Annotated in this window: 17 protein-coding genes; 5 read left to right on the top strand and 12 right to left on the bottom strand. The window is 56.0% G+C overall.

Going from position 1 to position 23,911, the window contains the following annotated elements; translation table 11 throughout:
- Nucleotides 1-42: 42 nt before the first annotated feature.
- The 9 genes from HFD92_RS05605 to bglX all read right to left on the bottom strand — a co-directional run bounded on the left by HFD92_RS05605 (nucleotide 43) and on the right by bglX (nucleotide 12,875).
- On the bottom strand, nucleotides 43-1,938 hold the full coding sequence (locus HFD92_RS05605) for a methyl-accepting chemotaxis protein (protein ID WP_046101475.1): 1,896 nt from the start codon (nucleotides 1,936-1,938) through the stop codon (nucleotides 43-45).
- 191 nt (nucleotides 1,939-2,129) lie between these two features.
- Nucleotides 2,130-3,239 (bottom strand): suppressor of fused domain protein, encoded by a 1,110-nt coding sequence (locus HFD92_RS05610; protein ID WP_009091285.1) that lies wholly within the window; start codon nucleotides 3,237-3,239, stop codon nucleotides 2,130-2,132.
- A gap of 358 nt (nucleotides 3,240-3,597) precedes the next feature.
- Nucleotides 3,598-4,056 (bottom strand): GNAT family N-acetyltransferase, encoded by a 459-nt coding sequence (locus tag HFD92_RS05615; protein WP_058957725.1) that lies wholly within the window; start codon nucleotides 4,054-4,056, stop codon nucleotides 3,598-3,600.
- A gap of 48 nt (nucleotides 4,057-4,104) precedes the next feature.
- A complete protein-coding gene (locus HFD92_RS05620; protein WP_140028255.1) occupies nucleotides 4,105-5,379 on the bottom strand; it encodes an MFS transporter in 1,275 nt (424 codons plus the stop codon).
- Nucleotides 5,354-6,424, bottom strand: a complete 1,071-nt coding sequence (locus HFD92_RS05625; RefSeq protein WP_154927940.1) for an amidohydrolase — start codon at nucleotides 6,422-6,424, stop codon at nucleotides 5,354-5,356. Before HFD92_RS05625 ends, HFD92_RS05620 begins: the two co-directional genes overlap by 26 nt.
- Before the next feature lie 390 nt (nucleotides 6,425-6,814).
- Nucleotides 6,815-7,285 (bottom strand): OsmC family protein, encoded by a 471-nt coding sequence (locus tag HFD92_RS05630; protein WP_167428470.1) that lies wholly within the window; start codon nucleotides 7,283-7,285, stop codon nucleotides 6,815-6,817.
- A gap of 226 nt (nucleotides 7,286-7,511) precedes the next feature.
- Nucleotides 7,512-9,230 (bottom strand): DUF262 domain-containing protein, encoded by a 1,719-nt coding sequence (locus HFD92_RS05635; RefSeq protein WP_167428471.1) that lies wholly within the window; start codon nucleotides 9,228-9,230, stop codon nucleotides 7,512-7,514.
- A 383-nt stretch (nucleotides 9,231-9,613) separates the two neighbouring features.
- Nucleotides 9,614-10,489 (bottom strand): oxygenase MpaB family protein, encoded by an 876-nt coding sequence (locus HFD92_RS05640; RefSeq protein ID WP_167428472.1) that lies wholly within the window; start codon nucleotides 10,487-10,489, stop codon nucleotides 9,614-9,616.
- Between the two features lie 88 nt (nucleotides 10,490-10,577).
- Nucleotides 10,578-12,875 carry a beta-glucosidase BglX gene (bglX, locus tag HFD92_RS05645; protein WP_009091300.1) on the bottom strand — a complete coding sequence of 766 codons (2,298 nt, stop codon included), beginning with the start codon at nucleotides 12,873-12,875 and terminating at the stop codon, nucleotides 10,578-10,580.
- A 156-nt stretch (nucleotides 12,876-13,031) separates the two neighbouring features.
- On the opposite strand from bglX, the gene dld reads away from it, so the two are divergent.
- Together dld and HFD92_RS05655 are read left to right on the top strand one after the other, a co-directional pair.
- A complete protein-coding gene (gene dld / locus HFD92_RS05650; RefSeq protein WP_167428473.1) occupies nucleotides 13,032-14,735 on the top strand; it encodes a D-lactate dehydrogenase in 1,704 nt (567 codons plus the stop codon).
- 285 nt (nucleotides 14,736-15,020) lie between these two features.
- Nucleotides 15,021-15,515, top strand: a complete 495-nt coding sequence (locus HFD92_RS05655; RefSeq protein WP_255461698.1) for a carbohydate-binding domain-containing protein — start codon at nucleotides 15,021-15,023, stop codon at nucleotides 15,513-15,515.
- Nucleotides 15,516-15,532: 17 nt separating this feature from the next.
- Here the strand turns inward: HFD92_RS05655 and HFD92_RS05660 are convergent, their stop codons facing one another.
- The 3 genes from HFD92_RS05660 to HFD92_RS05670 form a co-directional block, all read right to left on the bottom strand.
- Nucleotides 15,533-17,974, bottom strand: a complete 2,442-nt coding sequence (locus tag HFD92_RS05660; protein ID WP_058957733.1) for a DUF3772 domain-containing protein — start codon at nucleotides 17,972-17,974, stop codon at nucleotides 15,533-15,535.
- Nucleotides 17,975-18,189: 215 nt separating this feature from the next.
- On the bottom strand, nucleotides 18,190-19,137 hold the full coding sequence (gene pbpG, locus HFD92_RS05665) for a D-alanyl-D-alanine endopeptidase (RefSeq protein ID WP_140924529.1): 948 nt from the start codon (nucleotides 19,135-19,137) through the stop codon (nucleotides 18,190-18,192).
- Nucleotides 19,138-19,314: 177 nt separating this feature from the next.
- Nucleotides 19,315-19,902: a Yip1 family protein gene (locus HFD92_RS05670; protein WP_009091306.1), complete on the bottom strand. Its 588-nt coding sequence runs from the start codon at nucleotides 19,900-19,902 to the stop codon at nucleotides 19,315-19,317.
- A 204-nt stretch (nucleotides 19,903-20,106) separates the two neighbouring features.
- Between HFD92_RS05670 and HFD92_RS05675 the strand changes: the two genes are divergently transcribed.
- The 3 genes from HFD92_RS05675 to HFD92_RS05685 all read left to right on the top strand — a co-directional run bounded on the left by HFD92_RS05675 (nucleotide 20,107) and on the right by HFD92_RS05685 (nucleotide 23,883).
- Nucleotides 20,107-20,685 (top strand): DedA family protein, encoded by a 579-nt coding sequence (locus tag HFD92_RS05675; RefSeq protein ID WP_009091308.1) that lies wholly within the window; start codon nucleotides 20,107-20,109, stop codon nucleotides 20,683-20,685.
- Nucleotides 20,686-20,761: 76 nt separating this feature from the next.
- Nucleotides 20,762-22,576, top strand: coding sequence for a glycoside hydrolase family 15 protein (locus HFD92_RS05680; RefSeq protein ID WP_009091310.1), 1,815 nt, complete (start codon nucleotides 20,762-20,764; stop codon nucleotides 22,574-22,576).
- A gap of 197 nt (nucleotides 22,577-22,773) precedes the next feature.
- Nucleotides 22,774-23,883 (top strand): L,D-transpeptidase family protein, encoded by a 1,110-nt coding sequence (locus tag HFD92_RS05685; RefSeq protein ID WP_009091312.1) that lies wholly within the window; start codon nucleotides 22,774-22,776, stop codon nucleotides 23,881-23,883.
- Nucleotides 23,884-23,911 lie beyond the last annotated feature (28 nt).

Below are 23,911 nucleotides of genomic sequence, written 5' to 3' on the forward strand. Positions count from 1 at the left end.
GCCAGACGAAAATCAGGCCAGCAACGCTGGCCTGAGGAAGAATTACAGCCGGAAGCTCTGCACCACCTGCTCAAGCTGGGTACTCTGCGCCTCCATCGCCTGAGCCGCAGCGGAAACCTGCTCGACCAGCACGGCGTTCTGCTGGGTAGTGCCATCCAGCTGCGTAATCGCCACGTTAACCTGCTCGATCCCCATGCTCTGTTCCCGGCTGGCTGACATGATCTCACTCATCAGCGTCGTTACGCTGCTGACGCCCTGCATCAGCTCATCCATCGTCTGACCCGCCTGCTCCACCAGCGCGCTGCCGGTATCAATGTTCGCCACGGACTCTTCAATTAACTTTTTAATCTCACGCGCCGAATTGGCTGAGCGCTGCGCCAGGTTACGCACTTCTGACGCCACCACCGCAAAACCACGCCCCTGCTCACCGGCACGGGCTGCCTCGACGGCGGCGTTCAGCGCCAGGATATTGGTCTGGAACGCGATGCTGTCGATCACGCTGATGATGTCGACCACTTTACGTGACGAATGGTGGATCTCGCCCATGGTGGTGACGACCTGACGCACCACTTCTGAACCGCGTGCGGCAACCTGCGAGGCATCGCCCGCCAGCTGGTTGGCGTGAGTGGCGTTATCGGCGTTCTGACGCACGGTGCCGGTCAGCTGCTCCATCGACGCCGCCGTTTCCACAATCGAGCTGGCCTGATCTTCAGTGCGCGAAGAGAGATTGGCGTTGCCGCTGGCGATCTCGCGCGACGCGGCGGTGATCGCCAGCGCGCTGTCGCCCACCTGCTGAATCAACCCCTGCAGATAGCTGATGAACTGATTAAAGCTCTGTGCAACGGCATTGAACTCCGGGCTGTTGCTGGCGGGGAGACGCTGGGTCAGGTCCGCGCCGCCGGTCGACAGCGCTTCGATGTTGCTGTTCAGCACGCTGAGACGCTTCATCATGGCGCGGACAAAGCCCAGCGACACCAGCAGCAGGATCACCGCCAGCGGAATCTGCACCAGGCCCAGACGCGTCAGCATGTTGTGCGACTGCGCTTTCAGCAGGCTGGTCGGCAGGCTACTGGCGAGAAACCACGGGCTGCCGGGAATGGCCTGCAGAAACAGTGTCTGCTCGCCTTCGCTGCTGTCATAGGTGGTTTCCAGTGGCTGGGTGCCCGCCCCGCTCAGCAGCGCTTTCAGGGGCGCTGCCATCGGTGTCTGCACATCGGCCAGGTTCTCCAGCTTCGGCGCGGCATTCACCAGCGCACCGTTACCGACAACTTTGCCATCCGCTTCGACGATCAGCACGTTGCCCTGAATGGTTTCGCCCATCTGCTTCGCCAGCTGGTTAAAGAATCCCAGCGTCACGTCGATGGTTGCCACGCCCCAGACGGTGCCGTTGCGGTAGATCGCCATGGCACAGTTGGTTCGCGGCTGTGGGCTGGCGGCATCCTGATAGGCTTTTGCCCAGGCGCACTGCCCTTTCGGGGCGGCCAGGCCATCCTTGTACCAGGGTTGCTCCCAGTACTTGTCGGCGGCATCGGAGTTCCAGTAGGTATTGACCTGCAGTTCGTTGCTGGCATTGCGGGCAAAGAAGCTGCTGTTTTTCTCTTTGGCGGGATCGCGACGATTTGGCAACGGCCAGATACCGCCGCCGAAGACATTACTGTCCTGATACTGGTTAACCAGCGTCGGTAACAGGGTGTCGATGGTGGCGCTGTCCATGACGGAGGCCGCTTCGGTAATCGCACGCTGCTGAGCCTGAACGCGGTTCATCTGCTCGACGATACCGGAGGCCAGTGAATCGACCTGATAACGCACCAGACGGCTTTCGCTGTCGACCAGCTGCGGTGCGACAAACTGATTGATGACCCAAACTGTAACGAGTAAAAGCGCAACAAAGAACGCGATCATTGTTGCGGTAAAGCGGGATTGTGTTGTTTTAAACATCTTTGTTCCCCTGAACCTGGTATGGCGCGATTGCCTGATCCGGGTTAACGGCTCGCTTACGGGGAACTTGAGGTGAGCGGGATCACAGAATTAATAAATGTTTAATTTTTGTGAAAATTTAATTTCATTGAGGGATTATCACCTCCCCGGCCCGAGCCGGGGAAGGGGCGGAGAGGCCTGTTTTGCCTGGCCTAGCCTTCTGAATCGACAACCTCCTGACGCGGACGGAAGATGTGGTTACTGCCGCCAGCGGTTAACAATTCCCGTAACTTCTGACCGCCATGCTCATCCGCCTGGGCGAACTGCCGCTCCGCTTCGGTGATCGGCGTGGTCCAGAGCAGTGTGGGACGATCGCCATCGCGCTTGGGCAGTTTAAACTGTGCCGGTTCGCTGGCCAGCTCATTTGCCAGCAGGAAGCTCTCAAAGCCGACCGGCGCGACTTCCGATGCCAGCGTATGCCCCTCCCCCAGCCAGGTGAGGCGCGCCCACGGCAGATGCACAAACTCCGCCAGAGCACTCGCCATCTGCACCGCATTGCCTTCGGTCATGACCTCGCCATCCACCGCCATCCCCAGCTCGATACGGCGATACTGCGGTGCCAGCTCATCAAACAGGTAGTCGACCTGCGGCATCGGCCGGATGCTCATGCCAATCGTCAGGAAGTACCAGACGCCCTGATGCCAGTGCTGGGAAATCGCCATCGGCGGCCAGCTCCCCTGATCGATCGCGTAATATTTCACCGACTCGCCAAAGCGGCTCTGATAGCAGGCCATGAGATCCTGCTGAACCTTGTCCCACTCGCTGCCATCGTGCCATTCGCGCCAGAACTGACGCTGCTGCTCTGCACGGGCATAGTAGTCATTGGTCGAGGCCGAACCCAGCGGGGCCGTCAGCCGGTTCTTTTTAATGCAGCCCGCAGAGAAGCTGACCTGCTTATCCTGGTAAAGACTCCAGCCGGGGATGACCGCCAGCAGCTGACCGTAATACCAGAGCGCCGCGCCATCATCGCTCGGCTCCCAGAGAACCTGCAGCCCGGCGGGATTCAGTGCAGGCTCCGCTTCCAGGTTACGGCAATATTCGGCGCTGAGCAGCGGCGCAATGCCCTGCTCCATCGCCTCGCGATCTTCCTGCGCCGGTGCGGGCAGCAGGTTTCGCAGCCAGCAGCCGCGCACCGCATACTGACTGCGGAACAGGTCGGTGGGCCAGATGTAAAAATAGGCGGTGCGCGCATCCTGTTCGACAATAGCGGTGAGGGTGCGCTGCTGATTGTGGACTTCAGCAATCAGGGATTTGTACGTCATAGTGCCTCGACAAAGCCTGGAGGAATCCATTTTCCCCGAGAATAGAGCAGGATCGTGACTGCTGCACGCGGAGACAAGGGTAATAGTCTCAAAGTGGCCTGCGATCACTATTTACATCCGGAATCGCAGGAGACCGTTGAGCAGGCAGTGCTATAGGAGTTGCGGGAAGAAACCGGACTGATTCGCCACTCAGCACCACTGGTGGACAGCAGAAGAGCTCAGAGACACCGCCGACACTATTTTCCCCATGATTTGCTAAGCGACATCCTCTCCGGCGATCGGGTCTGAGCAGCAGCAGCAGCATCAGAGCCTGCCTGGGCGTTAGCGTAAGCCAGCGCGCTTGAGTGGCGAGATGGCCTTATAAAAGCCGTTTGCGCATAAACAGACTCAACGGGTCGGGCATATAGGGTGGGAACGCCTCGCATAGTGCGTACCCGCATCGGCGATAGAGTGCGATAGCCGGTTGCTGATGAATCCCGGTTTCAAGCCGCAGTTCGCGTAAACGGTTTTCTGAAGCTATCGTCTCGATGGCGGCGATGATCTGCTCGCCGAGCTTCCTTCCCCGGTAGGCCGGCCGGATATAAACCCGCTTGATCTCCGCAAAGCCCGCCTCCTGAAAGAGTAAGGCCCCACACCCTGCCGGCAAGCCCTGCTCATCACGCACGATAATGCACTTCAGCTGCTCATCACCGACGGTTGAGAGATCCAGACAGTGATTGCTTTCTGCCGGATAGAGTTCGCGCTGAAAAGCATCGAGTTCGCCGACCAGGCGCACCAGGTCGCTATCCCCTTTATCGACTTCTGAAATGCTGAACATCTGTTCTCCCCGTCAAAGGTCGCTTCCGGAACGACTCTGCCCGTTGATTTACTTCAGCTTAACGCCTTTTGTTTCTGGTGCCATCCAGACCACAATCATCGCGGCGACGAAGGCCAGCACGGTGGTGGCCAGCCCGGCGGTGAAGCCGCCAATGCTGGCCACATAGCCGATGAGCAGCGGCGCGATAAAGCCGCCCAGACGCCCCCCGTTGTAAGCCAGGCCCATCAGAAAGCCGCGTGACTGGGTGTCGCCAATAATCTCGGCCAGGAAGGGGCCGGAACCGGCGAAAATACCGTTAACCCCGAAACCGGCCATAAAGATGGCCACCATGAGAATCAGCGGCTGCGTCGTTACCAGATATAATCCGACCGCGACTGCACCGATCAGGAGATAGAGCAGAAACATCGGCCGGCGTCCCCATTTATCGGCCATGAGTGAGAACACCAGGAAGCCAGCAATCGCACCGGTCTGCAGGGCCAGCACAAACTTCAGGCTGTGAAGAAAATCGAGATGCTTCACTTCACGAAGGTAAGTGGGCGTCCAGGTGAAGACCCCCCAGAACAGATACTGAATGAAGAAGATAAAGGTAAACGCCAGCAGCAACCCTTTGATGTTCGTGTTGCCTGCGCTGGCCTTTTTAGTCTGCCGCTGTGCGCGTTCCTGCTGGCGCGCCAGCCATACCGGCGATTCGGGCGTAATGTACGCAATAACCATCATGATAAAAACCGGCAAGGCGCCAATCATGAACAGGTAGCGCCATCCCCCGTGTTCCAGCCCACCGGTCATTGCCGTGACCAGTGCCGTCAGGCCAATCGCCAGGATTGCGCCCACCGGTAGCCCCATCTGCATCAGCGCGCCGCCGCGCGCACGGCGCTCCGGACGCCAGGTTTCAGCGATGAGCGCCGCGCCTGATGTCCACATCCCGCCCATACCGAGCGCACCGCAGAATCGCAGCAAGGTAAAGACCTGCTGATTGTGGGAAAACGCCAGCAGACCGGAAAAAAGCGAATAGATGGCGATGCAGATCAGGGCCGTTCTTACGCGTCCGATTTTATCGGCCACCAGTCCGAACAGAATGCCGCCAATAATCTGCCCGCCAGCCGTGGCGCTGATAAACACGCCAAGTTCCGTTTTGCCGAGGCCAAATACCACGCCCAGCACGGGTAAGAGCAGAGAGAGCAAAAAAGAGTCGTAGCTTTCAAATGTCCACCCTAACCCGCCCAGCGCCAGGGTCCTTTTTTCAGCCGAGGAATAGGAGAGCACTGAACCGGAGGCGTCCGCATCGAGAGGATGCGCCTCATGCACTTTTGATTTCATATTCATCCATATTCTCCAGGGAGGATAAGCGATAGGTTGATGCCGCGGTGCGCCAGAAGAGATGCGCCTGTTCGGCCGCAGAAGCCTGCTCCGCCAGCCTTTTGCAGGCATTCCAGAACACACCGTAACTGAACATGCCTTTGTCGACCGGGAAGTTGCTGGCAAACATGCAGCGCTGCACGCCAAATGCCTCAACCAGCGTTTCAAACAGCGGTTGCCAGGCCCGGGAGAGCGTCAGGGAGTCAGGTGGTGTGTCGTGTTGTGCAAAGGGATAGCCCATGACCGTCATGCCAAAACCGCTGATTTTGATGCGCACGTTGGGCAGCGCCGCCAGGGCGATAATCCCCTTTTTCCACGCCTGAAAAACGGCATCCTGTTTACCGGCATAAGGCCCCGTTCCAATCGGTCCGCCGCAGTGATCCACAATCACCAGCAGATCGGGCTGCGCGCGGGCCAGTCCGGCAATTTCATCGAGCTGAGTGTGATAAACCCAGACATCCAGCGAAAGTCCGTTGCGGGCAAGGCAGGCTGCCCCGCGCCGGAATGCGTCACTGGCCGCCAGACCGGCGGGCGGCGTGACGGGACTGGAGCTGACGCGGGGATCAGGATGCCAGGCCAGCGGATTCCGCATCCCGCGCAGTCGTCCTCCCGATCGCGCCAGCATAAGTTCCACGACGGGCAGCAGGTCGTCCCCAGCCAGCAGGCTGGCACCGCCAACGATGGCTTCACAACCTGCGGCTTCGCCATAGTGACCGCTTTCAAACATCGCGGCACAACCGCCTGCAAACTCGACCTCTCCGACGGGTCTGAACGCTTCAGGCCCGTGACGGCGCAGCATGGAGCGGCACTGAACATACACCGTCGAGAGAATCCGGTGTCCGGACTGTTCGATATCCTGGCTGAGCTCCGGTGCCAGATAGCGGCCTGACTGGCGATCCCACAAATGATGATGCGCATCCACGACCGGAAGTTCGGGCATCAGCGCCTCTTCATGATGACGCGCGAGCCACGCTTCCCGAACGGGCAGATGCGGTGCATTAACAATCTCCATAACGTCCTCTTAACCTTCTGATTAAAATCAGATCCCGACATTTTTCGCGTGGCGGGCAGGTGAACAGACCCGAACCGCATTGTTTTATCTGATAAAACTCAGTTTTACTGAATAAATCCACTATAGGCTTAGTGGATAAAGTTCAGCCAGCAAAAAAAGGAGGCGCTTAATGTAAATACGATGTTAATCACAAATATTTTACTTCCTGGGCACATCGCGCTTCAGAGCCAGCTGTTGCTCAGCGGCGGTGCACTGATGACCGGGAACGGGAGAGCGGATGCGGTTCAGGGACGCCCCGTTTCGGGAGACGGGAAAGAGAGCGATGAAGAAAAGTCGCGGTGTGAAATCAGTAAAAACCGCGACGTTTCAGAACAGGCACAGATGCGTGTTCTACGCCTGACGGATGATAAATTCTGGTTCACAGGAGACAGGAAAATTGACCGATCTGGCGATAAAACAGACTTTATGGATCTCATGGTGAATAGCCGTGGCTGCATCAATATTTGTCCCCTCTGCTACCGTGATCGTCGGTCTCAGCACCGCCGAAATAAAGCGCCCCGCCCCGCCTTTTGATATTTCACCTGTCGCTAAGGGAGAATCTTCATAGCCGAGAACCGTAATCCCGGCATCGGAAGCCAGATGCAGATACCAGAGCATATGGCATGCCGAAAGAGAGGATATCAGGAGGTCTTCAGGATTCATTTTACTGGCGTCGCCACCCAGCAGGGGATCATTGGAGCAATGGATGACCTCTTTCCCGCTGATGGCGATATCCCACGTCCTTGCATACGCTTTATAACCCGACGTCCCCGTTCCCAGATTGCCGGTCCAGAAGATGCGCGATGTGTAGTGATGTTCCATTATTCTGACTCCTTTATTGAGGATAAAACGGGGAAAACAGAGCGGGAGCTTCTGCTGTTTACTAAACCACACTCTGTCGGGTGATAAAATCAGCACAATGAAAACGCGTGCAGGTACGTGTACAACCCTGCTCAATGCTTTCTGAAAATACGTTTCAGCATCCATAAAAGCGCAACATATATTAGGTAAAAGCGCCTGAATTAATATTAATCCAAGCGTTAATTCATTAAGAAAGCTTTATCATCTCATAAAGTTGCTTTGCTATAAATTCTGTCCTCTCTTTAACTTCCTTCTCACCCCATGATGAATCCGTAATATAAGTTTGAGTCAAAGGATATCCGCTTTTTTTTAAAATTTTATATTTATCTTCTATGGTGGAATTTTTCAATACATTATTGTTAGTTACTTCGTCAACCAGAAGCAAATTCCCAACCCCTCCAATCACATCAATGGGAACTCCATTTTTTATACTTGATTCGGGAATGTAATGCTCTATAGTCAAAAGATGATGATTTATATTTAGCCCGGATATTGCCTCGCCCAGTTGTTTCGACAAAATATACTTGATAACACTTTTGTTTCTTGTTTTATTAGACAGATAATTAAGTTCAGCAAAATTAACATAAAATTCTTCAAAGCTCGGCAACTTTGATTGAAGTGATTTGAAAAGAGAGTTTAAAATTGATTGAATCTCATCATGAGATGTTGCTGCTGTTAATTTTATTGCATGATCTGAATAAGTAGTTGCAATAACCCCAGATGAACGCTGTGACGTTATAGCATTGAATACGAAATGAAAGTATTCTATTTTTTCGAGAGCGGACTTCAGCATTTTTAAAGTGATTCTATTCTCCCTCCATGCCCGTGTAAGAGAAAGTGTCATGGAAGATTGTTGCTTGACTTTGAACAGGTTAATATTCTCAAATATTGTTTTGATTTTTAACTCTTGCTTGGTCCATTCAACACTGTTAGGATAAGTTATTTGCTTATAGTAATCAGCCGTTTTTATAATTTTATCCAAGAGGATTTCTGCTTTTTGGTTATCATCACCTAAAGTTGATTTTATCTCTGGAAAAAGTTTTTTATCTGTAATGTATTTGTATTCTGACAGCCAATAATGTAAAAGATAGTTATCTAAGGTTTGCTCACCAGTTTCATTATCAAACTTAGACACTAAACTATTCCAAGATATTTTAGCAGAGTCGTATCGAGAGTTACTTGACCTTAGTTTTTTCAGAAAAAGGTTTTTTACTAGGTCGGATGTTTTTAGATCTCTACCTCTAGCATTTAAAGTTTCAAAAATCAAGTATGCATCATCTTCATTATCAAGCTGGATGAATACCAATTTAAGGGAAAGTATTTTATCTCTAATATATTTTAATTTTTGAATTGGGTTATCTTTAGTATCATTGAAAAGATCAATTTGTTTATCATCATATGACTCTATCTCCGGTATTAGTATTGTTAATTTGTTTTTTACCAGACTATAAGCATTCTGAAGATTACTTTCTTCAACTCCAATTTCATCTTTAATGTTGTCCTTTTTATAAGATTGAATGACCCCTTGTAAAAAAGGGAATGAAGTTTCGGAGTTTAAAATGAATTCATCTTCATTATCGACATTTGCCTTTTCAATATATTTATGTATTCCTCTTGCAAGATTGTCTTGATTTAACCTAATAAAGGAATCTCTGATCACTGACAAAATTATAGTTATAGTTGTTAAACGTTGTTGCCCGTCGACAATTCCAAAATATGGCTTTGAAGATTGAAAGACGACCATGGAGCCGATAAAATAATTGTCATCTTCATTTTTGGTGATATCTTCCCAAAAATTCTCAACTTCATCTTTTTCCCATGAATACGGCCTTTGGAATCTCGGGATTTTAAAGTAACCTGATGAGAAGATATCCTGTATTTCTTTGTCGTTAGCCTCAATCTTCATCGATACCTCTATATTTATTATAAAAACAGCCATAAAATATAGCTTTAAATTAACTATACATCAATAAAAAATTAATTCTCAATGAAATTATTTATAAAAAGGATGTGGTTATTTATTAATGCAACTACCAGAAATCTATTAGCACTATTATTTCAAATAAAATTTCGCCTTTATGTTTCCTAAATCAGGACTCCCATAATTTGTCGGGACCAATATATGTAATTAAAATCCGATTTAGAAATAAGCACTTCAATATCTTAATTTAAGGAGCCTAATTACTTAGCTTCAGTAGATTGGCGCATCCAATCCACTTTCCAGCATCAACTACTCCAGCTACATAATCTCTTTATCAGCTACAGCCCCCTCCCACTCATAAATCACCCCTACCCCACCTCCCTCCCCATCCTCACCATCGCCCGATACCAGGCTCCTCTCTGAATCGACCAGCGCAACCCGACCGCAATCGCATTAATCTTTCGATCAATCATCGCCTGCTGAAAGCGCCCTGTCTCACGGCCGGACATCGCCTGCGCCCATGCTGGCATCAGCCCGTACCCCGACATCAGCATCACTTTCATCACCGGCTTCGCCTGCCAGCTCGGGGCTGGCGCATTCATCAGCAGTCGCGTCACTTCAGCGGTGCGCGCATCAAAGCGTAATTCCGGACGCATCTGCTGCAGATAATCCGCCACATCGACGACGCTTTTCGGCACCCGCTCCGCGCCCAGCGACTCAGCAATGAGCGCCGCTTCCTGATAGTACCGATCCTGTTCGGCGCGCGTGAGGTGGGGATTTTTGTAGCGCAGATGGGCCGCCAGGAAACGGCTGGTCTCCGCCACATGCACCCAGGTCAGCAGATGCGGATCGCTGGCGGCATAGGGTTTGCCTTCGCTGTCGACGCCGCTGACTTTAAGGTGAATGCGTTTCACCCGGTCGATCAGCGTCTGCGCATCCTGCTGATTACCGTAGGTGGTTACGGCGATGAACTGACTGGTACGCCGCAGCCTGCCCATCATATCTTCGCGGAAATTGGAGTGATCCCAGACGCCCGCCAGCGCCGCCGGATGCAGCATCTGCAACAGCAGCGCGCTGATCCCGCCGCACATCATGGAGGTGAAGTCGCCGTGAACGCGCCAGATTACGCTGTCCGGGCCAAACAGGCCGGGATCGCCAGGCGGCTGGGAGAGGTCAAACTCATTCATCGACAGGCCGTTAAGGCGAAAGACCTGCTGCTGAATACGGTCTCGCAGATTTATCATGGTGGCTCTGATAGTGAAATGACGCGGCGCGCCGTAGCAGGACGCTAACGACGCGCCGCACCCCCTTTCTCAGGAGAAAGGCGGGCGGTTACAGATAGTTGAACTGCGCATCCTGAGTACGAACGGAATCGAGTCCAATCATCACGTTGAACTTGCCGGGCTCCGCCACATGCTGCATCTGCTGGTTCCAGAACTTCAGCGCATCGACGTCGATCTTAAAGGTCACGGTCTGAGACTCGCCCGCTTTCAGCATGATGCGTTTGAAACCACGCAGCTCCTGCACCGGACGGCTGATGGAGGCGACCGGATCGTTGAGATACATCTGCACCACCGTCGCACCGTCGCGCTGACCGCTGTTGGTCACCGTCACGCTGGCTTCGATGCTGCCGTTACGCGGCATGGTCGGCGACGACATTTTCACCGGAGACACGGTAAAGCGGGTGTAGCTCAGGCCGTAACCAAACGGATAGAGCGGGCCGTTAACCGCATCATAGTAGTGCGACGTATATTTGTTCGGCTTAGCAAAGTTGTAAGGCCGGCCAGTGGGCAGATGGTTATAGTAGATCGGAATCTGCCCCACGGAACGCGGGAAGGAGACCGGCAGCTTGCCCGACGGGTTATAGTCGCCAAACAGGACATCGGCGATGGCGTTACCGCCTTCCGTCCCGCTGAACCAGGTCTCCAGCATCGCATCGGCCATACGATCTTCATTCACCACCGACAATGCGCGTCCGTTCATCAGCACAATCACCAGCGGTTTGCCGGTGGCTTTCAGCGCGGCCAACAGCTTCTGCTGGCTCGGCGGGATCACCAGGTCGCTGCGGCTGGAGGCTTCGTGGGCCATACCCTGCGCTTCACCCACGGCGGCAACGATGACATCCGCCTGCTTCGCTTTGGCGACCGCGTCATCGATCATCTGCTGCGGTGAACGCGTGTCGATGGAAACCGCCGGTTCATAGAGGTTCAGGAAGTCCTGAATGCCCTTATTATCGGAAACGTTGGCGCCCTTCTCATAGAGCAGCGTCGCTTTGCCTTCGGTGGCGTTGCGCATCCCCTGCAGCAGCGAGACGGATTGTTTCGCCACGCCGGCCGCGGACCAGCTGCCCATAATGTCGCGCTGGCTGTCGGCCAGCGGCCCGATCAGCGCAATGGTGCCCGATTTCTTCAGTGGCAGCGTCTCCAGCCGGTTCTTCAGCAGCACGATACTCTTGCGCGCTACGTCGCGCGCTTCGGCGCGATGCAGACGGCTCTCCGCGTTGGTGTCCTGCGGGTCGCTCTCTTTCGGCCCTAAATGGCTGTAGGGATCGTTGAACAGCCCCATATCATATTTGACGTTGAGCACATGACGCGCCGCATCATCAATTTCGGCCATGCTGACTTCGCCGCGCTTCACCAGATCCGGCAGATATTTGCTGTAATACTCGTCGCTCATGCTCATGTCGACGCCCGACTTCAGGGCGATGCGCACCGCGTCCTGCGGATCGCTGGCGACGCCATGCTTAATCAGCTCTTTAATGGCGCCGTGGTCGCTGATGGTAATGCCTTTGAATTTCCACTGACCGCGCAGCAGATCCTTCAGCAGCCAGCTGTCCGCCGTCGCCGGTACGCCATTAATGGAGTTCAGCGCCACCATGACGCCGCCGCTGCCCGCATCCAGAGAGGCTTTATAAGGCGGCAGATAGTCCTGGAACATGCGCTGCGGACTCATATCCACCGTGTTGTAATCCCGGCCGCCTTCGACCGCGCCATAGAGCGCGAAATGCTTGACGCTGGTCATCACGCTGTAGCGATCGGCGGCGCTTTTACCCTGCATCGCCTGCACCATGCTGCGGCCCATCTCGCTGGTGAGATAAGTATCTTCACCAAACCCTTCCGAGCCCCGCCCCCAGCGCGGTTCACGGGTGACATCCACCATCGGTGCCCAGGTCATATTCAGGCCATCGTCGGCCGCCTCATAGGCGGACACGCGCCCGACCTCTTTCACCGCATCCAGATCCCAGCTCGACGCCAGCGCCAGGGGAATAGGAAAAATGGTGCGCTGGCCGTGGATGACGTCGAAGGCGAAAAAGAGCGGGATCTTCAGCCGGCTGAGCTGCATCGCCTGATCCTGCATGGCGCGGATATCCGGGCGGGTCACCGTGTTAAAGATCGCACCAACCTGACTCTTCTGAATCATGTCGCGAATCGCTTCTTTGGGATTATCCGGTCCGACGCTGATTAAACGCAGCTGACCGATCTTTTCGTCCAGCGTCATTTTTTTCAGCAGCTGGTTAACGAAGGCATCCCGCGCCTGTTCGGTCATCGGGTGGTGACCTGGCACGGTCTCAGCCAGTGCCGGTTGCATCGCGAGGGAAACAGCGAGACTAACAGAGTAAATCCATTTCATCAGGTTGGGTTCTCTTAAGTAACTGCGCAATATCGTATTAACAGGCGGCAGTGTGCCACAAGATGAGAATAGCAGGTAGCCTGCCGCTGTCACACTGCGAGGAGATGAGCGGACGTGCTACAGTTAAGGCGCACTGATAAGACAAGGGAATTGCTCATGATACCAACCTCTGCCCTGCTTTCTGACCTGCGCCGCCTGGTCGGCCCCTCTCATCTGCTGACTGAACCTGAACAGACCGCCCGCTATCGCAAAGGCTTTCGCTCCGGCGAAGGGAATGCGCTGGCCGTGGCGTTTCCCGGAACGCTGCTGGAGCTCTGGCGGGTTCTGCAAACGCTGGTCAGGGCAGATGTCATCATTCTGATGCAGGCGGCAAATACCGGCCTGACTGAAGGTTCGACGCCGCATGGCGATGACTACGACCGCCCGCTGGTGATTGTCAGCACCCTGCGGCTGGATAAGCTGCAGCTGATCGATAACGGCCAGCAGGTGCTGGCTTTCCCCGGCAGCACCCTCTATCAGCTGGAAAAAGCGCTGAAGCCACTGGGACGCGAACCGCATTCGGTGATCGGCTCCTCCTGCATCGGCGCGTCGGTCCTGGGCGGCATCTGCAATAACTCCGGCGGATCGCTGATCAAACGCGGTCCGGCTTACAGTGAAATGGCCCTGTTCGCCCGAATCGATGCGGAGGGCAAACTGCGGCTGGTGAACCACCTGGGCATTGAGTTAGGCAGCACGCCGGAAGAGATTCTGGGGCGGCTGGATGACGATCGCTGGCAGCCCGGTGATGTGCAGCACGATGGCCGCCACGCCTCTGACCACGAATATGCTGACCGGGTGCGTGACGTGAATGCCGATACGCCCGCCCGTTATAACGCCGATGCGCGCCGTCTGTTCGAAGCCTCGGGCTGTGCCGGCAAGCTGGCGGTGTTTGCCGTGCGACTGGACACCTTTGCCAGCGAACCCCAGCAGCAGGTGTTCTATATCGGCACCAACGAGCCAGGCGTCCTTACCGATATCCGCCGTCATATCCTGGCGCACTTCACTCATCTGCCGGTGGCGGGCGAATATATGCACCGCGACATCTATGACATTGCGGAGGTCTACGGCAAAGATACCTTCCTGATGATCGACAGGCTGGGCACCGACAAAATGCCGCTGTTCTTCACGCTGAAGGGACGGGTCGATGCCTGGCTGAACAAACTCGCCTTCGTTAAACCGCACTTCACCGACCGACTGATGCAGCGCCTGAGCCGGCTGTTCCCGGCGCATCTGCCCAAACGCATGAAGCAGTATCGTGACAGATATGAACATCATCTGATGCTGAAGATGTCTGGTGAAGGCGTTGCGGAAGCGCGTAACTACCTGCGCGACTACTTCCGTGAAGGCGGAGGCGAATTCTTTGAGTGCGAAGGCAAAGAGGGGGCGCACGCTTTTCTGCATCGGTTCGCGGCTGCAGGGGCGGCCGTGCGCTATCACGCGGTGCACGCTGACGAGGTCGAGGATATCCTGGCGCTGGATATCGCCCTGCGTCGCAACGATGCTGACTGGTTTGAAACGCTGCCTGAATCGATCCGCGCTTCACTGAGCCATCGCCTCTACTATGGTCACTTCTTCTGTCACGTCTTCCATCAGGATTACATCGTCAGAAAAGGTGTCGACGTGCACGCCCTGAAAGCGCAGATGCTGGAGATTCTGCAGGCGCGCGGCGCGGAATACCCCGCCGAGCACAATGTGGGCCATCTCTATCAGGCGAAACCGCAGCTGGCGGCCTTCTATCGCCAGCTCGATCCCACCAACAGCTTTAATCCCGGCATCGGCAAAACCAGCAAGCAAAAAGGCTGGGCAGTAAAGCAGCCGTAATCCGCTAACCGGCCCGCCTGCTCATCAGAGCCGGCGGGCTGATTAAGGCTATTCAGATAACATCCGCATTAAAAACAGTTAACCTCCTTTCTGATATTCTCCCTGATTATTTATAAAGCGATTCTGTTCTGCGTAATATCTCACAAAAGATTGCCCTGCCAATTGATCATCCGCCAGCCGGAAAATAGAGTGCCGTTGAAAAATAACAGAAAAAGAGAGAATGCCTTATTCAGGCAGCGCTAACCCTTACGGGTGGCGCACTATCCGTTTCAGCAGGGATGAATCATGATGTTAAAGCGATACCTTATGCCGCTCACGCTGCTGAGCCTTACAGCCTCAGCTTACGGCAGCGCCTCAGTTCAGCGGGGAGTGGATCCAATCCGTCACTTCAGGCTCACCTGTCAGGTCAACGATAATCAGGCTGCCCTTCATGGCACCGACTGTGCCGCAGTGGGTGGCGACTACGCCGCCTGCAATCGCGCCACCCTAACCCTGACTAACAACGGCCCGGCCCTGACGGACAGGCACTGGGCCCTCTACCTGAGCAACGTCCACCAGAGGCTGCGGGTCGAACATGACCAGTTCAGAATGACCCACCTTGTCGGCGGTTTAACCCGGCTGGAGCCGACAGAGAAGTTCACCGGCCTTGGCGCAGGCGAATCGGTGCAGGTTCCCGTCGTCCGTGAATACTGGCAGCCGTTCGCGCACAATCGCCCGGACAGAGCAGAGGATCGCCTCCTCGCCTCGCTGCGCTCGCGAAACGACGATCAGGGCCGGTAAAACCCGGCCCTTTTGCCTTAAACCAGCTTCTCTTCGGGTTCTGCATCCGGCTGCTGACGGCGTTCGATAATCATGGTCTGCGGCGTGGAAAGCAGGATGCCCTCTTTACGCAGGCGCGTCAGAATATCGAACAGCAGATCGCTTTTGGCGCCGGAAATCTGGCGCTGTCCGGCCACGTTACCGGTCACGCTCAGCACAATGCCCTGCTGGGTAAGATCTTTAAACGAAACAGACGGCTCTGGCGTCTCCAGAATGCGTTCGTTTTCGTTGTAAACATCGAGCAGAATATCGCGCACTTTCACCGGATCGATGTTGAGCGGGAAGGTCAGCGTAATTGTCACCACACCCTGCGCATTGCCCATCGTGGCGTTGCGCACGTTCTGCGAGATAAACTGCGAGTTCGGCACGATGACCGTGGATTTGTCACCCAGCTGGATCTCGGTGGCACGCACGTTAATCCGGCGGATATCCCCTTCGATGCCGCTGATGGTCACCAGATCGCCCACCTTCACCGGCCGCTCGGTTAACAGAATCAGGCCCGAAATAAAGTTCTTCACGATCTCCTGCAGGCCGAAACCGATACCGACCGACAGCGCACTGACGATCCAGGCCAGCTTGTTCCACTGCAGCCCCATGATCGACAGGGTCAGCAGGATGATCAGCACGTAACCGATGTTGCTGAACAGCGTCACCAGCGACACCCGCATCCCCACGTCCATGGTGGTTTTTGGCAGGAAGTCGGTGTCGAGCCAGCGGCGCACCGAGCGCAGCACATAGATGCCGACAATCAGGCAGATCAGCGCATTAACCATGTGTGCCGGAACGATATTCAGGGACTCCAGCCCTTTCCCGCCCCAGAACTCAATCACCTTCTGCAGCAGCTCAATCGGCGTTGAGGAGGCAAACGTCCCGTTGACCAGCGCCAGCGCCACAAACAGCACCAGGATGGTCTTACCAATCGCCGTCAGCAGCGTGGCGGTTTGCTGCAGATGACGCTCATTGATGTTGAGCGAACTCTGAATGCGGCGGCCGGTTGCATTGCTGGTCGAAAAGAGACTCTCGCAGCCATCGTTGAGCAGATGGCTCAGGAAGTAGAAGGAGCCAAACAGCAGGCCACACCAGATCACCTCATAACTCAGGAAGCGTGCCAGCGTGACATAACCGACCAGCAGCGAGATCAGGATGGCGAGCGCGGTCAGGGTCAGCCCCAGCTGGATCAGCCCGACCAGCGTAGAGCGTGCTTCCGGCGGCGTGCCTGCCAGCGTCATGCGACGACGAACGCGGTTGGTTCGCATGCTGATGGCCAGCGCGGTACTGCCTATCAGCAGCGCCGTCAGGCCGTTGGCGAAAATGGTGGTATTCAGACTGGTGCCGACGCTGTAGTTAAAGGCCTCCACCGTCTGGAAGATAAACACCAGCACCGCGGTAATGGGCGGGAACGGTTTGAGCGCCAGCGCCACTTCATTGGAGATGGTGGGCAAACGCCAGCTCGGCCGCCGCGTAGAGAGAAACGCACGCCCCAGTCCGGCGATCAGGCCACAAAAGACGCTGAGCTGAACCAGCCGATCGACAAAGTCCTGCACATTTTCCGAGACCTCATCGCGGCGGGTAAACGCCAGAGCGATAAAGTTAAAGGTGAGCACCACCGCCACCAGCGTGGTCAGGGCGATCGCGGCCGCCAGGAAGCTGCGGCGCAGTTTGCCTTCCGGCATTTTATGAATGCTGACCCAGGCGAGAAACTCCTCGCTGTAGCGACGACCTACCGTCATCACCAGCAGCGCCGCCAGCAGCCAGAGCGTACTGCCTATCCGCCAGCCCGGCTCCCAGGAGAGCGCCGCGGTGTCCTGCAGCTCCTGCAGAAACTCGCCGATCTTCTCACCGTCCAGGTCCTGGCTGTTGGTCAGGGGAGACCAGAAACGCGCACCGAGAATGGTACCGGAGTTGAGCGCCAGCTGACTTTTCAGCTGGTCACGGCGCAGGTTAACAATCTGCGACGACAGCGTTAAGGCACCATTTTTAATGCCCTCTGCCTGCTTGATCTGGTCGTCGAGTTTGCTTTTCTGACTCTCCAGCGCGTTTCGCTTGCGCGTCACCTCCGGCGTCTCTTTTACCCCGCTGTCAGCTTTGGGGGCCGGACCCAGCACCTGCAACTGCGCTTCCAGCTGCTGGCGATCGGGGATCAGCGCCTGACCCAGCGTGTCGGCATTGCCGGAAAGCTCCAGCGCCATCTCATTCAGCTGATTCAGTTTGTTTTCGCCCGCGTCGCCTGACACCTGGCTCTTAATCTTATCGAGGATCTTCTGCATTTTCGGCAGTTCAACCGAAGCATTCAGCTTCGGCTGGGCATCCTGTTCCTGTTCCTGTGCCGCCGCGGTGATATCATCCGCCGCCTGCGTCACCGCCGGGGCAAACACCACCAGCGTCAGCATTAACCATGCAAAAAAGGATCTTATAAACATATGAGTAAAATTCCGGCAGCTTATATCAGGCGATCGTCCCTCGCCAGTCGCGCGTAGTGTAGGACTTTGCAAGGGATGGCAATATAGGAATAACGGGTATTTTTCGGGCTAATTCCGGGCAGACCGCGCGCGTTACGCCGCTGCCCGGCTCGCCCGGCGCGCCTGCTCAGCCAGCAGACAGCGCCGGGTAACATAGCAGACGTTCTCTGCTCTCTTTACTCCACGCCGGCACTGCTGTCCCCGTTGCTGGCGACCTGGCCCGACTTCTGCTTTTTGTACGCCAGCGCAGCCGCAGGCACCGGCGCGGCTTTACCGGTCTCGATCCAGCTGCGCAGACGGTTGGCATCCGCGAAATGGGTATATTTGCCGAAGGCATCCAGCACCACCAGCGCCACCGGACGATTGTTGATCATGGTGCGCATCACCAGGCAGTGCCCCGCCTCGTCGGTGTACCCGGTCTTGGTCAGCTGGATATGCCAGTCATTTTTGTAGACCAGATGGTTGGTGTTGCGGAACGGCAGTGCATAGCTCGGATGGGCAAACACGGCCGTCTCTTCTTTGGTGGTGCTGAGGGCGCCGAGCAGCGGATATTCGCGCGTCGCCTTAAGTAATTTGACCAGATCCTGGGCGCTGGAGACGTTTTGCGTCGACAGGCCGGTCGGCTCCACGTAGCGGGTCTGTTTCATGCCCAGCGACCGCGCTTTGGCGTTCATCGCCCGGATAAAGGCGTTGTATCCGCCCGGATAGGCATGAGCCAGGCTGGCGGCAGCGCGGTTCTCCGAGGACATCAGCGCCAGCAGCAGCATGTTACGGCGGCTGATCTGGCTGTTGAGCTTCACGCGTGAGAAGACGCCACGCATTTCCGGCGTCTGACTGATATCGACGGTTAACATCTCGTTCATCGGCAGGTGCGCATCCAGAACCACCATCGCCGTCATCAGCTTGGTGATAGAGGCAATCGGCCTGACCCGATCCGGGTGACTGGAGAAGAGCACTTTATTAGTGGTGAGGTCGACAATCATCGCACTGCCAGAGGCAATCTGCGGCTGAGCAATAGGCGTAAGCTGCGACAGGGAGGTGGTCGCCTGAGCCGGAAGTGAAACAATCTGCCCGGAAACGAGCAGTGCCAGCGAAAGCAGGCTGGAACGAATTTTTGCAGACATCGTAGAAAAACCCGGTTGGTGTTATGTACTGTGCCAGAGAGACACAGGCCGCCCGCCTCAGTCACGTCGGCGCGCGGGCTGGCAGCAGCATCATACGCGGAAGGTTAAGAAATTTCCTGGGGAGAGTGTATCCGGGCGTAAAAAGAAAACTGCCGCCAGGCCGGCGGCAGCGGTTGTCTAGAACAGGCGGGGACCATATCCCCACAGCACCACGGTCAGGGCCAGTAACACTTCAAACACCAGCACGCCGATCGCCAGGGTAGAACCGGAGAAGCGCAGGCTCTCTTCACGGTCGATGTTCAGAAACAGCGGAATGCCGATATAGAGCAGGTAGCCGGTGTAGAGCAGCGCCAGCGCACCCGCCAGCACGCAGAGCCAGACCAGCGGATAGAGCGCCACCAGCCCGCTGAGAAACAGCGGTGTCGCCACATAACCCGCGAAGACGGTACAGCGCTGCACGCCGGGCCGCTGCGGATAATCACGTGCCATCCAGTGGATCACCCGCCCCATCACCGCGACGCCACCGAGAATAATCAGATAGAACAGGATGCCGAGCCCAAGCCCGGTCGCCAGGTTAAGTTGCACATATCGCCCCTCGCCCAGGTTCCACCCCAGCTGAGTGGTCCCGATGAAGGCGCAGATCACCGGGATCGCCGCCATCAGCAGAACATGGTGGGTATAGTGGTGCGATACACTCTCATTCTCTTGCTTAATATCACGCATTTCCTGATTCGGATGCGCCAGAAGTCCCCAGACATGGTTCATACAGTCACTCCTCTGATGCAGTGGGCCGCCCGATGAGCATGCGTCTTTGGGGGCAGCGTCTTCTCAAGTATAAACGGCAGCAAAACTTTCGTGGCGACCGGACAAAAAAACAGCAGAAATAAACGCACCCGCGCGGCCCGGGCGGAAGCGAAGCCAATTCGCGTATAGACTTGAAGAAACAGCCACCGAACAGGGAGTGTCACTTTGCATCTGGATATCAACGCATTAATTACGCAGTACGGTTATCTGGCACTGTTGATTGGCTGTATTGCCGAGGGGGAGACATTTACCTTACTGGGCGGCGTGGCTGCCCATGAAGGACTGCTGCACTATGCGGGCGTGGTGCTGGCTGCGATGGGCGGCGGGATCATCGGCGACCAGCTGCTCTACTGGGTTGGCCGCCGCTGGGGAACACGCATCCTGCGCCGCTTTAAAAAGCATCAGGATAAGGTGGTGAAGGCGAACCGCCTGATCAAACGCCGTCCCAGCCTGTTTGTGATCGGCGTGCGCTTTATGTATGGCTTTCGCCTGATTGGTCCCATCATCATCGGGGCCAGCCGCCTCAATCCGATGAAATTTTTTATCCTCAATATCATCGGTGCGGCCATCTGGGCGCTGATCTTTGTCACCCTGGGCTATTTTGCAGGCGGCATTATCGCGCCGTGGCTGCATAAACTCGATCAGCATCTGAAACATCTGCTCTGGCTGGTGGGTGCGGTGGTGTTCGCCTTTGTCCTGCGCTGGGTGATCCGGCGCTGGCATAACCGTCGGGCCGATCAATAACCGCTGACAGCTCTCCAAACGAAGCCGCATCGGCATGCTCAGCTATAGTTAACAGCACACTGACAGGGAGATGAGCATGAGTAAGGTAAAACGTAAGATTGAAGAGCACGGCGTCATTGGCGATCTCCGCACCTGTGCACTGGTGGCGAATGACGGGACGATTGATTATCTCTGCTGGCCTGAACTCGACAGCCCGTCGGTCTTCTCTGCCCTGCTCGACAGCGACGATGCCGGCCTCTTCTCCCTCTCGCCGGACTGGCCCGATGCGCGCCGTCAGCAGCTCTACCTGCCCGACACCAATATTCTGCAGACCCGCTGGCTGGATGAGCAGGGGGTCGCAGAAATTACCGACTATATGCCGATTTGCGATGACAGGGAGAAACTGCCGCGTCTGATCCGCCGGGTCAAAATGGTACGCGGCAGCGCGACCTTTACCCTGCGCTGTTCACCGCGCCACGACTACGCCCGGGCGCAGACGCGTGCCGAGGCCCATCACGGCTGTATCGATTTTCATGCCGAAGGTCAGCCCTCGCTGCGCCTCGCCGCCAGCGTCGTCATGACGCTGGAGGATGAGAGCGCGACCGCCGTCTTTACCCTGCAGCCGGGTGAACATGCGCAGTTTGAATTTGGCAGCGTCGACGATGCGCATATCGAAGCGCTGGCGACCGAACACTGCTTTGAAGATACCCTCAACTACTGGCGCCGCTGGAGCGCAAAGAGCACCTATCAGGGACGCTGGCGTGAAATGGTGCAGCGCTCCGCGCTGGTGCTGAAGCTGCTCACCTCCCATCAGTATGGCTCCATTGCGGCGGCGGCAACCTTTGGACTGCCCGAAGAGCTGGGCGGTGAACGCAACTGGGACTACCGCGCCTCCTGGATCCGCGACGCCTCATTCAGTATGTATGCCCTGATGCGGCTGGGCTATACCGATGAAGCCAAACACTTTACGGAGTGGGTGGGCCGCTGCGTCGAGAACAGCCATCACGACGAGATGCGCCTGCAAGTGATGTACCGGCTGGACAGCGGCACCGAACTGCATGAGATGGAGCTGCTCAACCTCTCCGGCTACGGCGATTCCCGGCCGGTGCGCATCGGCAACGATGCCTGGCAGCAGACCCAGCTCGACATCTATGGCGAGCTGATGGATGCGATCTATCTGGCCAATAAATATGGCGAGGCGATCTCTCAGCGCGGCTGGGAGCACGTAGTGAAGATGATCGACTGGCTGAGCGAGAACTGGGATCAGCCCGATGCCGGGATCTGGGAGATGCGTGGTGAACCGGAACATTTCCTGCATTCCCGTCTGATGTGCTGGGTGGCGATGGACCGCGCGCTACGTCTGGGCATGAAGCGATCGCTGCCGATGCCCTATCAGCGCTGGGATGAGGCGCGGCGTAAGATCCGCGAAGATATCTGGGCCAATTTCTGGAACGAGGAGCGCGGGCACTTCACCTCCACACGTCACGGCGACTATCTCGACGCCTCCATGCTGCTGATGCCGCTGGTGCGCTTTGTCGGTGCCACTGACCCGGACTGGCTCTCTACGCTGGACGCGATCAAAAAGGACCTGGTCAGCGATGGCATGGTGCGGCGTTACAATATTCATGAAACCCCGGCCGATGGCCTGCAGGGAGGGGAAGGCTCTTTCGGTGCCTGTTCCTTCTGGTATGTAGAGTGCCTGGCACGCGCAGGCCGGATACAGGAGGCGCATTTTGAGTTTGAGAAGCTGCTGAGCTACGCCAATCCGCTGGGTCTTTACGCCGAGGAGTTTGACAGCCACGGCCATGCGCTGGGCAATACGCCGCAGGCGCTGACGCACCTGGCGTTAATCAGCGCCGCCTTTTTCCTGAACCGGAAACTCAGCGGCGAACAGACCCAGTGGCAGCCTTAGTCATCGCGGTTTTCAGCGCCCTCTTTTCCCGAAAGGCGCTCATCTCTGCACGGTTTTAGGTAAAGTATTACTGTCAGGTTAAAATCCTGATTCACAACATCAGATCAATGAACATATAATGCGCAGCAGGTCACATTGGCCGGCATGAATTCGATACTTTGACCAGCCTGAAACAGGGCGATAAAGACTTGTAAAATATGAAAATGATTCGCGCTTTCGCTTCAATCGCACTGGCTCTGGCGGCGTTCAGCCAGTCAGCCTTTGCTGTGGTTTACCCGTTACCGCCGGCTAACAGCCGTCTGATCGGGGAAAATATTGAAATTACCGTTCCTGAAGACAGCAAATTGCCGCTGGAAGCTTTTGCGGCGCAGTATCAGATGGGCCTCAGCAACATGCTGGAAGCCAATCCGGGCGTTGACGTTTATCTGCCGAAAGCCGGCAGCAAAATGATTATCCCACAGCAGCTGATCCTGCCTGACGCCCCGCGCGAAGGCATTGTGATCAACAGCGCCGAGATGCGTCTTTACTACTATCCGAAAGGCAGCAAAACCGTGGTTGTCCTGCCGATTGGTATCGGTGAGCTCGGTAAAGATACCCCGATCAACTGGACCACGGCGGTTGAACGCAAAAAAGATGGCCCGACCTGGACGCCAACCAAAGGGATGCACGCCGACTACGCCGCTCGCGGTGAAACGCTGCCTGCCGTCTTCCCGGCTGGCCCGGACAACCCGATGGGCCTCTATGCACTCTACATCGGTCGTCTCTATGCGATTCACGGCACCAACGCTAACTTTGGTATCGGCCTGCGCGTGAGCCACGGCTGTGTGCGTCTGCGTGCGGATGACATCAAGTGGCTCTATCAGAATGTGCCAGTCGGCACCCGCGTTCAGTTCGTTGACCAGCCGGTGAAAGCCTCGGTTGAGCCAGACGGTTCACGTTACCTTGAAGTGCATAACCCGCTGTCGACCACCGAAGAGCAGTTCAACTCCCGTGAGCTGGTGCCGATCACGCTGACTCAGGCCGTGACCAAAGTGCTGGCTGATGGCAGCATCAATCAGGATCAGGTTAACGCCGCGATTCAGGGCCGAACCGGTATGCCGGTAAAAGTGAACGGTGTGGAGAACAACGTTCAGACTGCGCCTGTTCAGGTGCCGGAAAACTCACAGGCCGCCCCTCAGGAGCAGCCAATGACTCCGGTGACGCCTCAGGGTGCCAGCAGTGATGCTGCGCAGCCTCAGCAGCCTGCGACAGAAGCGGCCCCGGTGACCCCGGCCGCCCCGGCTGCCGCCACGAATAACAATTCGTAACGGACCGCCTGTTGTCAGAAGCCAGCGC

Origin of the sequence: Pantoea sp. EKM101V (assembly GCF_011800325.1) — a bacterium.
Classification (GTDB): Bacteria; Pseudomonadota; Gammaproteobacteria; order Enterobacterales; family Enterobacteriaceae; genus Pantoea; species Pantoea anthophila.

Excerpts from the sequence above, each read along its gene's own strand:
- HFD92_RS05605 (WP_046101475.1), bottom strand. The coding sequence starts at position 1,938 with ATGTTTAAAACAACACAATCCCGCTTTACCGCAACAATGATCGCGTTC.
- HFD92_RS05610 (WP_009091285.1), bottom strand. The coding sequence starts at position 3,239 with ATGACGTACAAATCCCTGATTGCTGAAGTCCACAATCAGCAGCGCACC.
- HFD92_RS05615 (WP_058957725.1), bottom strand. The coding sequence starts at position 4,056 with ATGTTCAGCATTTCAGAAGTCGATAAAGGGGATAGCGACCTGGTGCGC.
- HFD92_RS05620 (WP_140028255.1), bottom strand. The coding sequence starts at position 5,379 with ATGAATATGAAATCAAAAGTGCATGAGGCGCATCCTCTCGATGCGGAC.
- HFD92_RS05625 (WP_154927940.1), bottom strand. The coding sequence starts at position 6,424 with ATGGAGATTGTTAATGCACCGCATCTGCCCGTTCGGGAAGCGTGGCTC.
- HFD92_RS05630 (WP_167428470.1), bottom strand. The coding sequence starts at position 7,285 with ATGGAACATCACTACACATCGCGCATCTTCTGGACCGGCAATCTGGGA.
- HFD92_RS05635 (WP_167428471.1), bottom strand. The coding sequence starts at position 9,230 with ATGAAGATTGAGGCTAACGACAAAGAAATACAGGATATCTTCTCATCA.
- HFD92_RS05640 (WP_167428472.1), bottom strand. The coding sequence starts at position 10,489 with ATGATAAATCTGCGAGACCGTATTCAGCAGCAGGTCTTTCGCCTTAAC.
- bglX (WP_009091300.1), bottom strand. The coding sequence starts at position 12,875 with ATGAAATGGATTTACTCTGTTAGTCTCGCTGTTTCCCTCGCGATGCAA.
- dld (WP_167428473.1), top strand. The coding sequence starts at position 13,032 with ATGATACCAACCTCTGCCCTGCTTTCTGACCTGCGCCGCCTGGTCGGC.
- HFD92_RS05655 (WP_255461698.1), top strand. The coding sequence starts at position 15,021 with ATGATGTTAAAGCGATACCTTATGCCGCTCACGCTGCTGAGCCTTACA.
- HFD92_RS05660 (WP_058957733.1), bottom strand. The coding sequence starts at position 17,974 with ATGTTTATAAGATCCTTTTTTGCATGGTTAATGCTGACGCTGGTGGTG.
- pbpG (WP_140924529.1), bottom strand. The coding sequence starts at position 19,137 with ATGTCTGCAAAAATTCGTTCCAGCCTGCTTTCGCTGGCACTGCTCGTT.
- HFD92_RS05670 (WP_009091306.1), bottom strand. The coding sequence starts at position 19,902 with ATGAACCATGTCTGGGGACTTCTGGCGCATCCGAATCAGGAAATGCGT.
- HFD92_RS05680 (WP_009091310.1), top strand. The coding sequence starts at position 20,762 with ATGAGTAAGGTAAAACGTAAGATTGAAGAGCACGGCGTCATTGGCGAT.
- HFD92_RS05685 (WP_009091312.1), top strand. The coding sequence starts at position 22,774 with ATGAAAATGATTCGCGCTTTCGCTTCAATCGCACTGGCTCTGGCGGCG.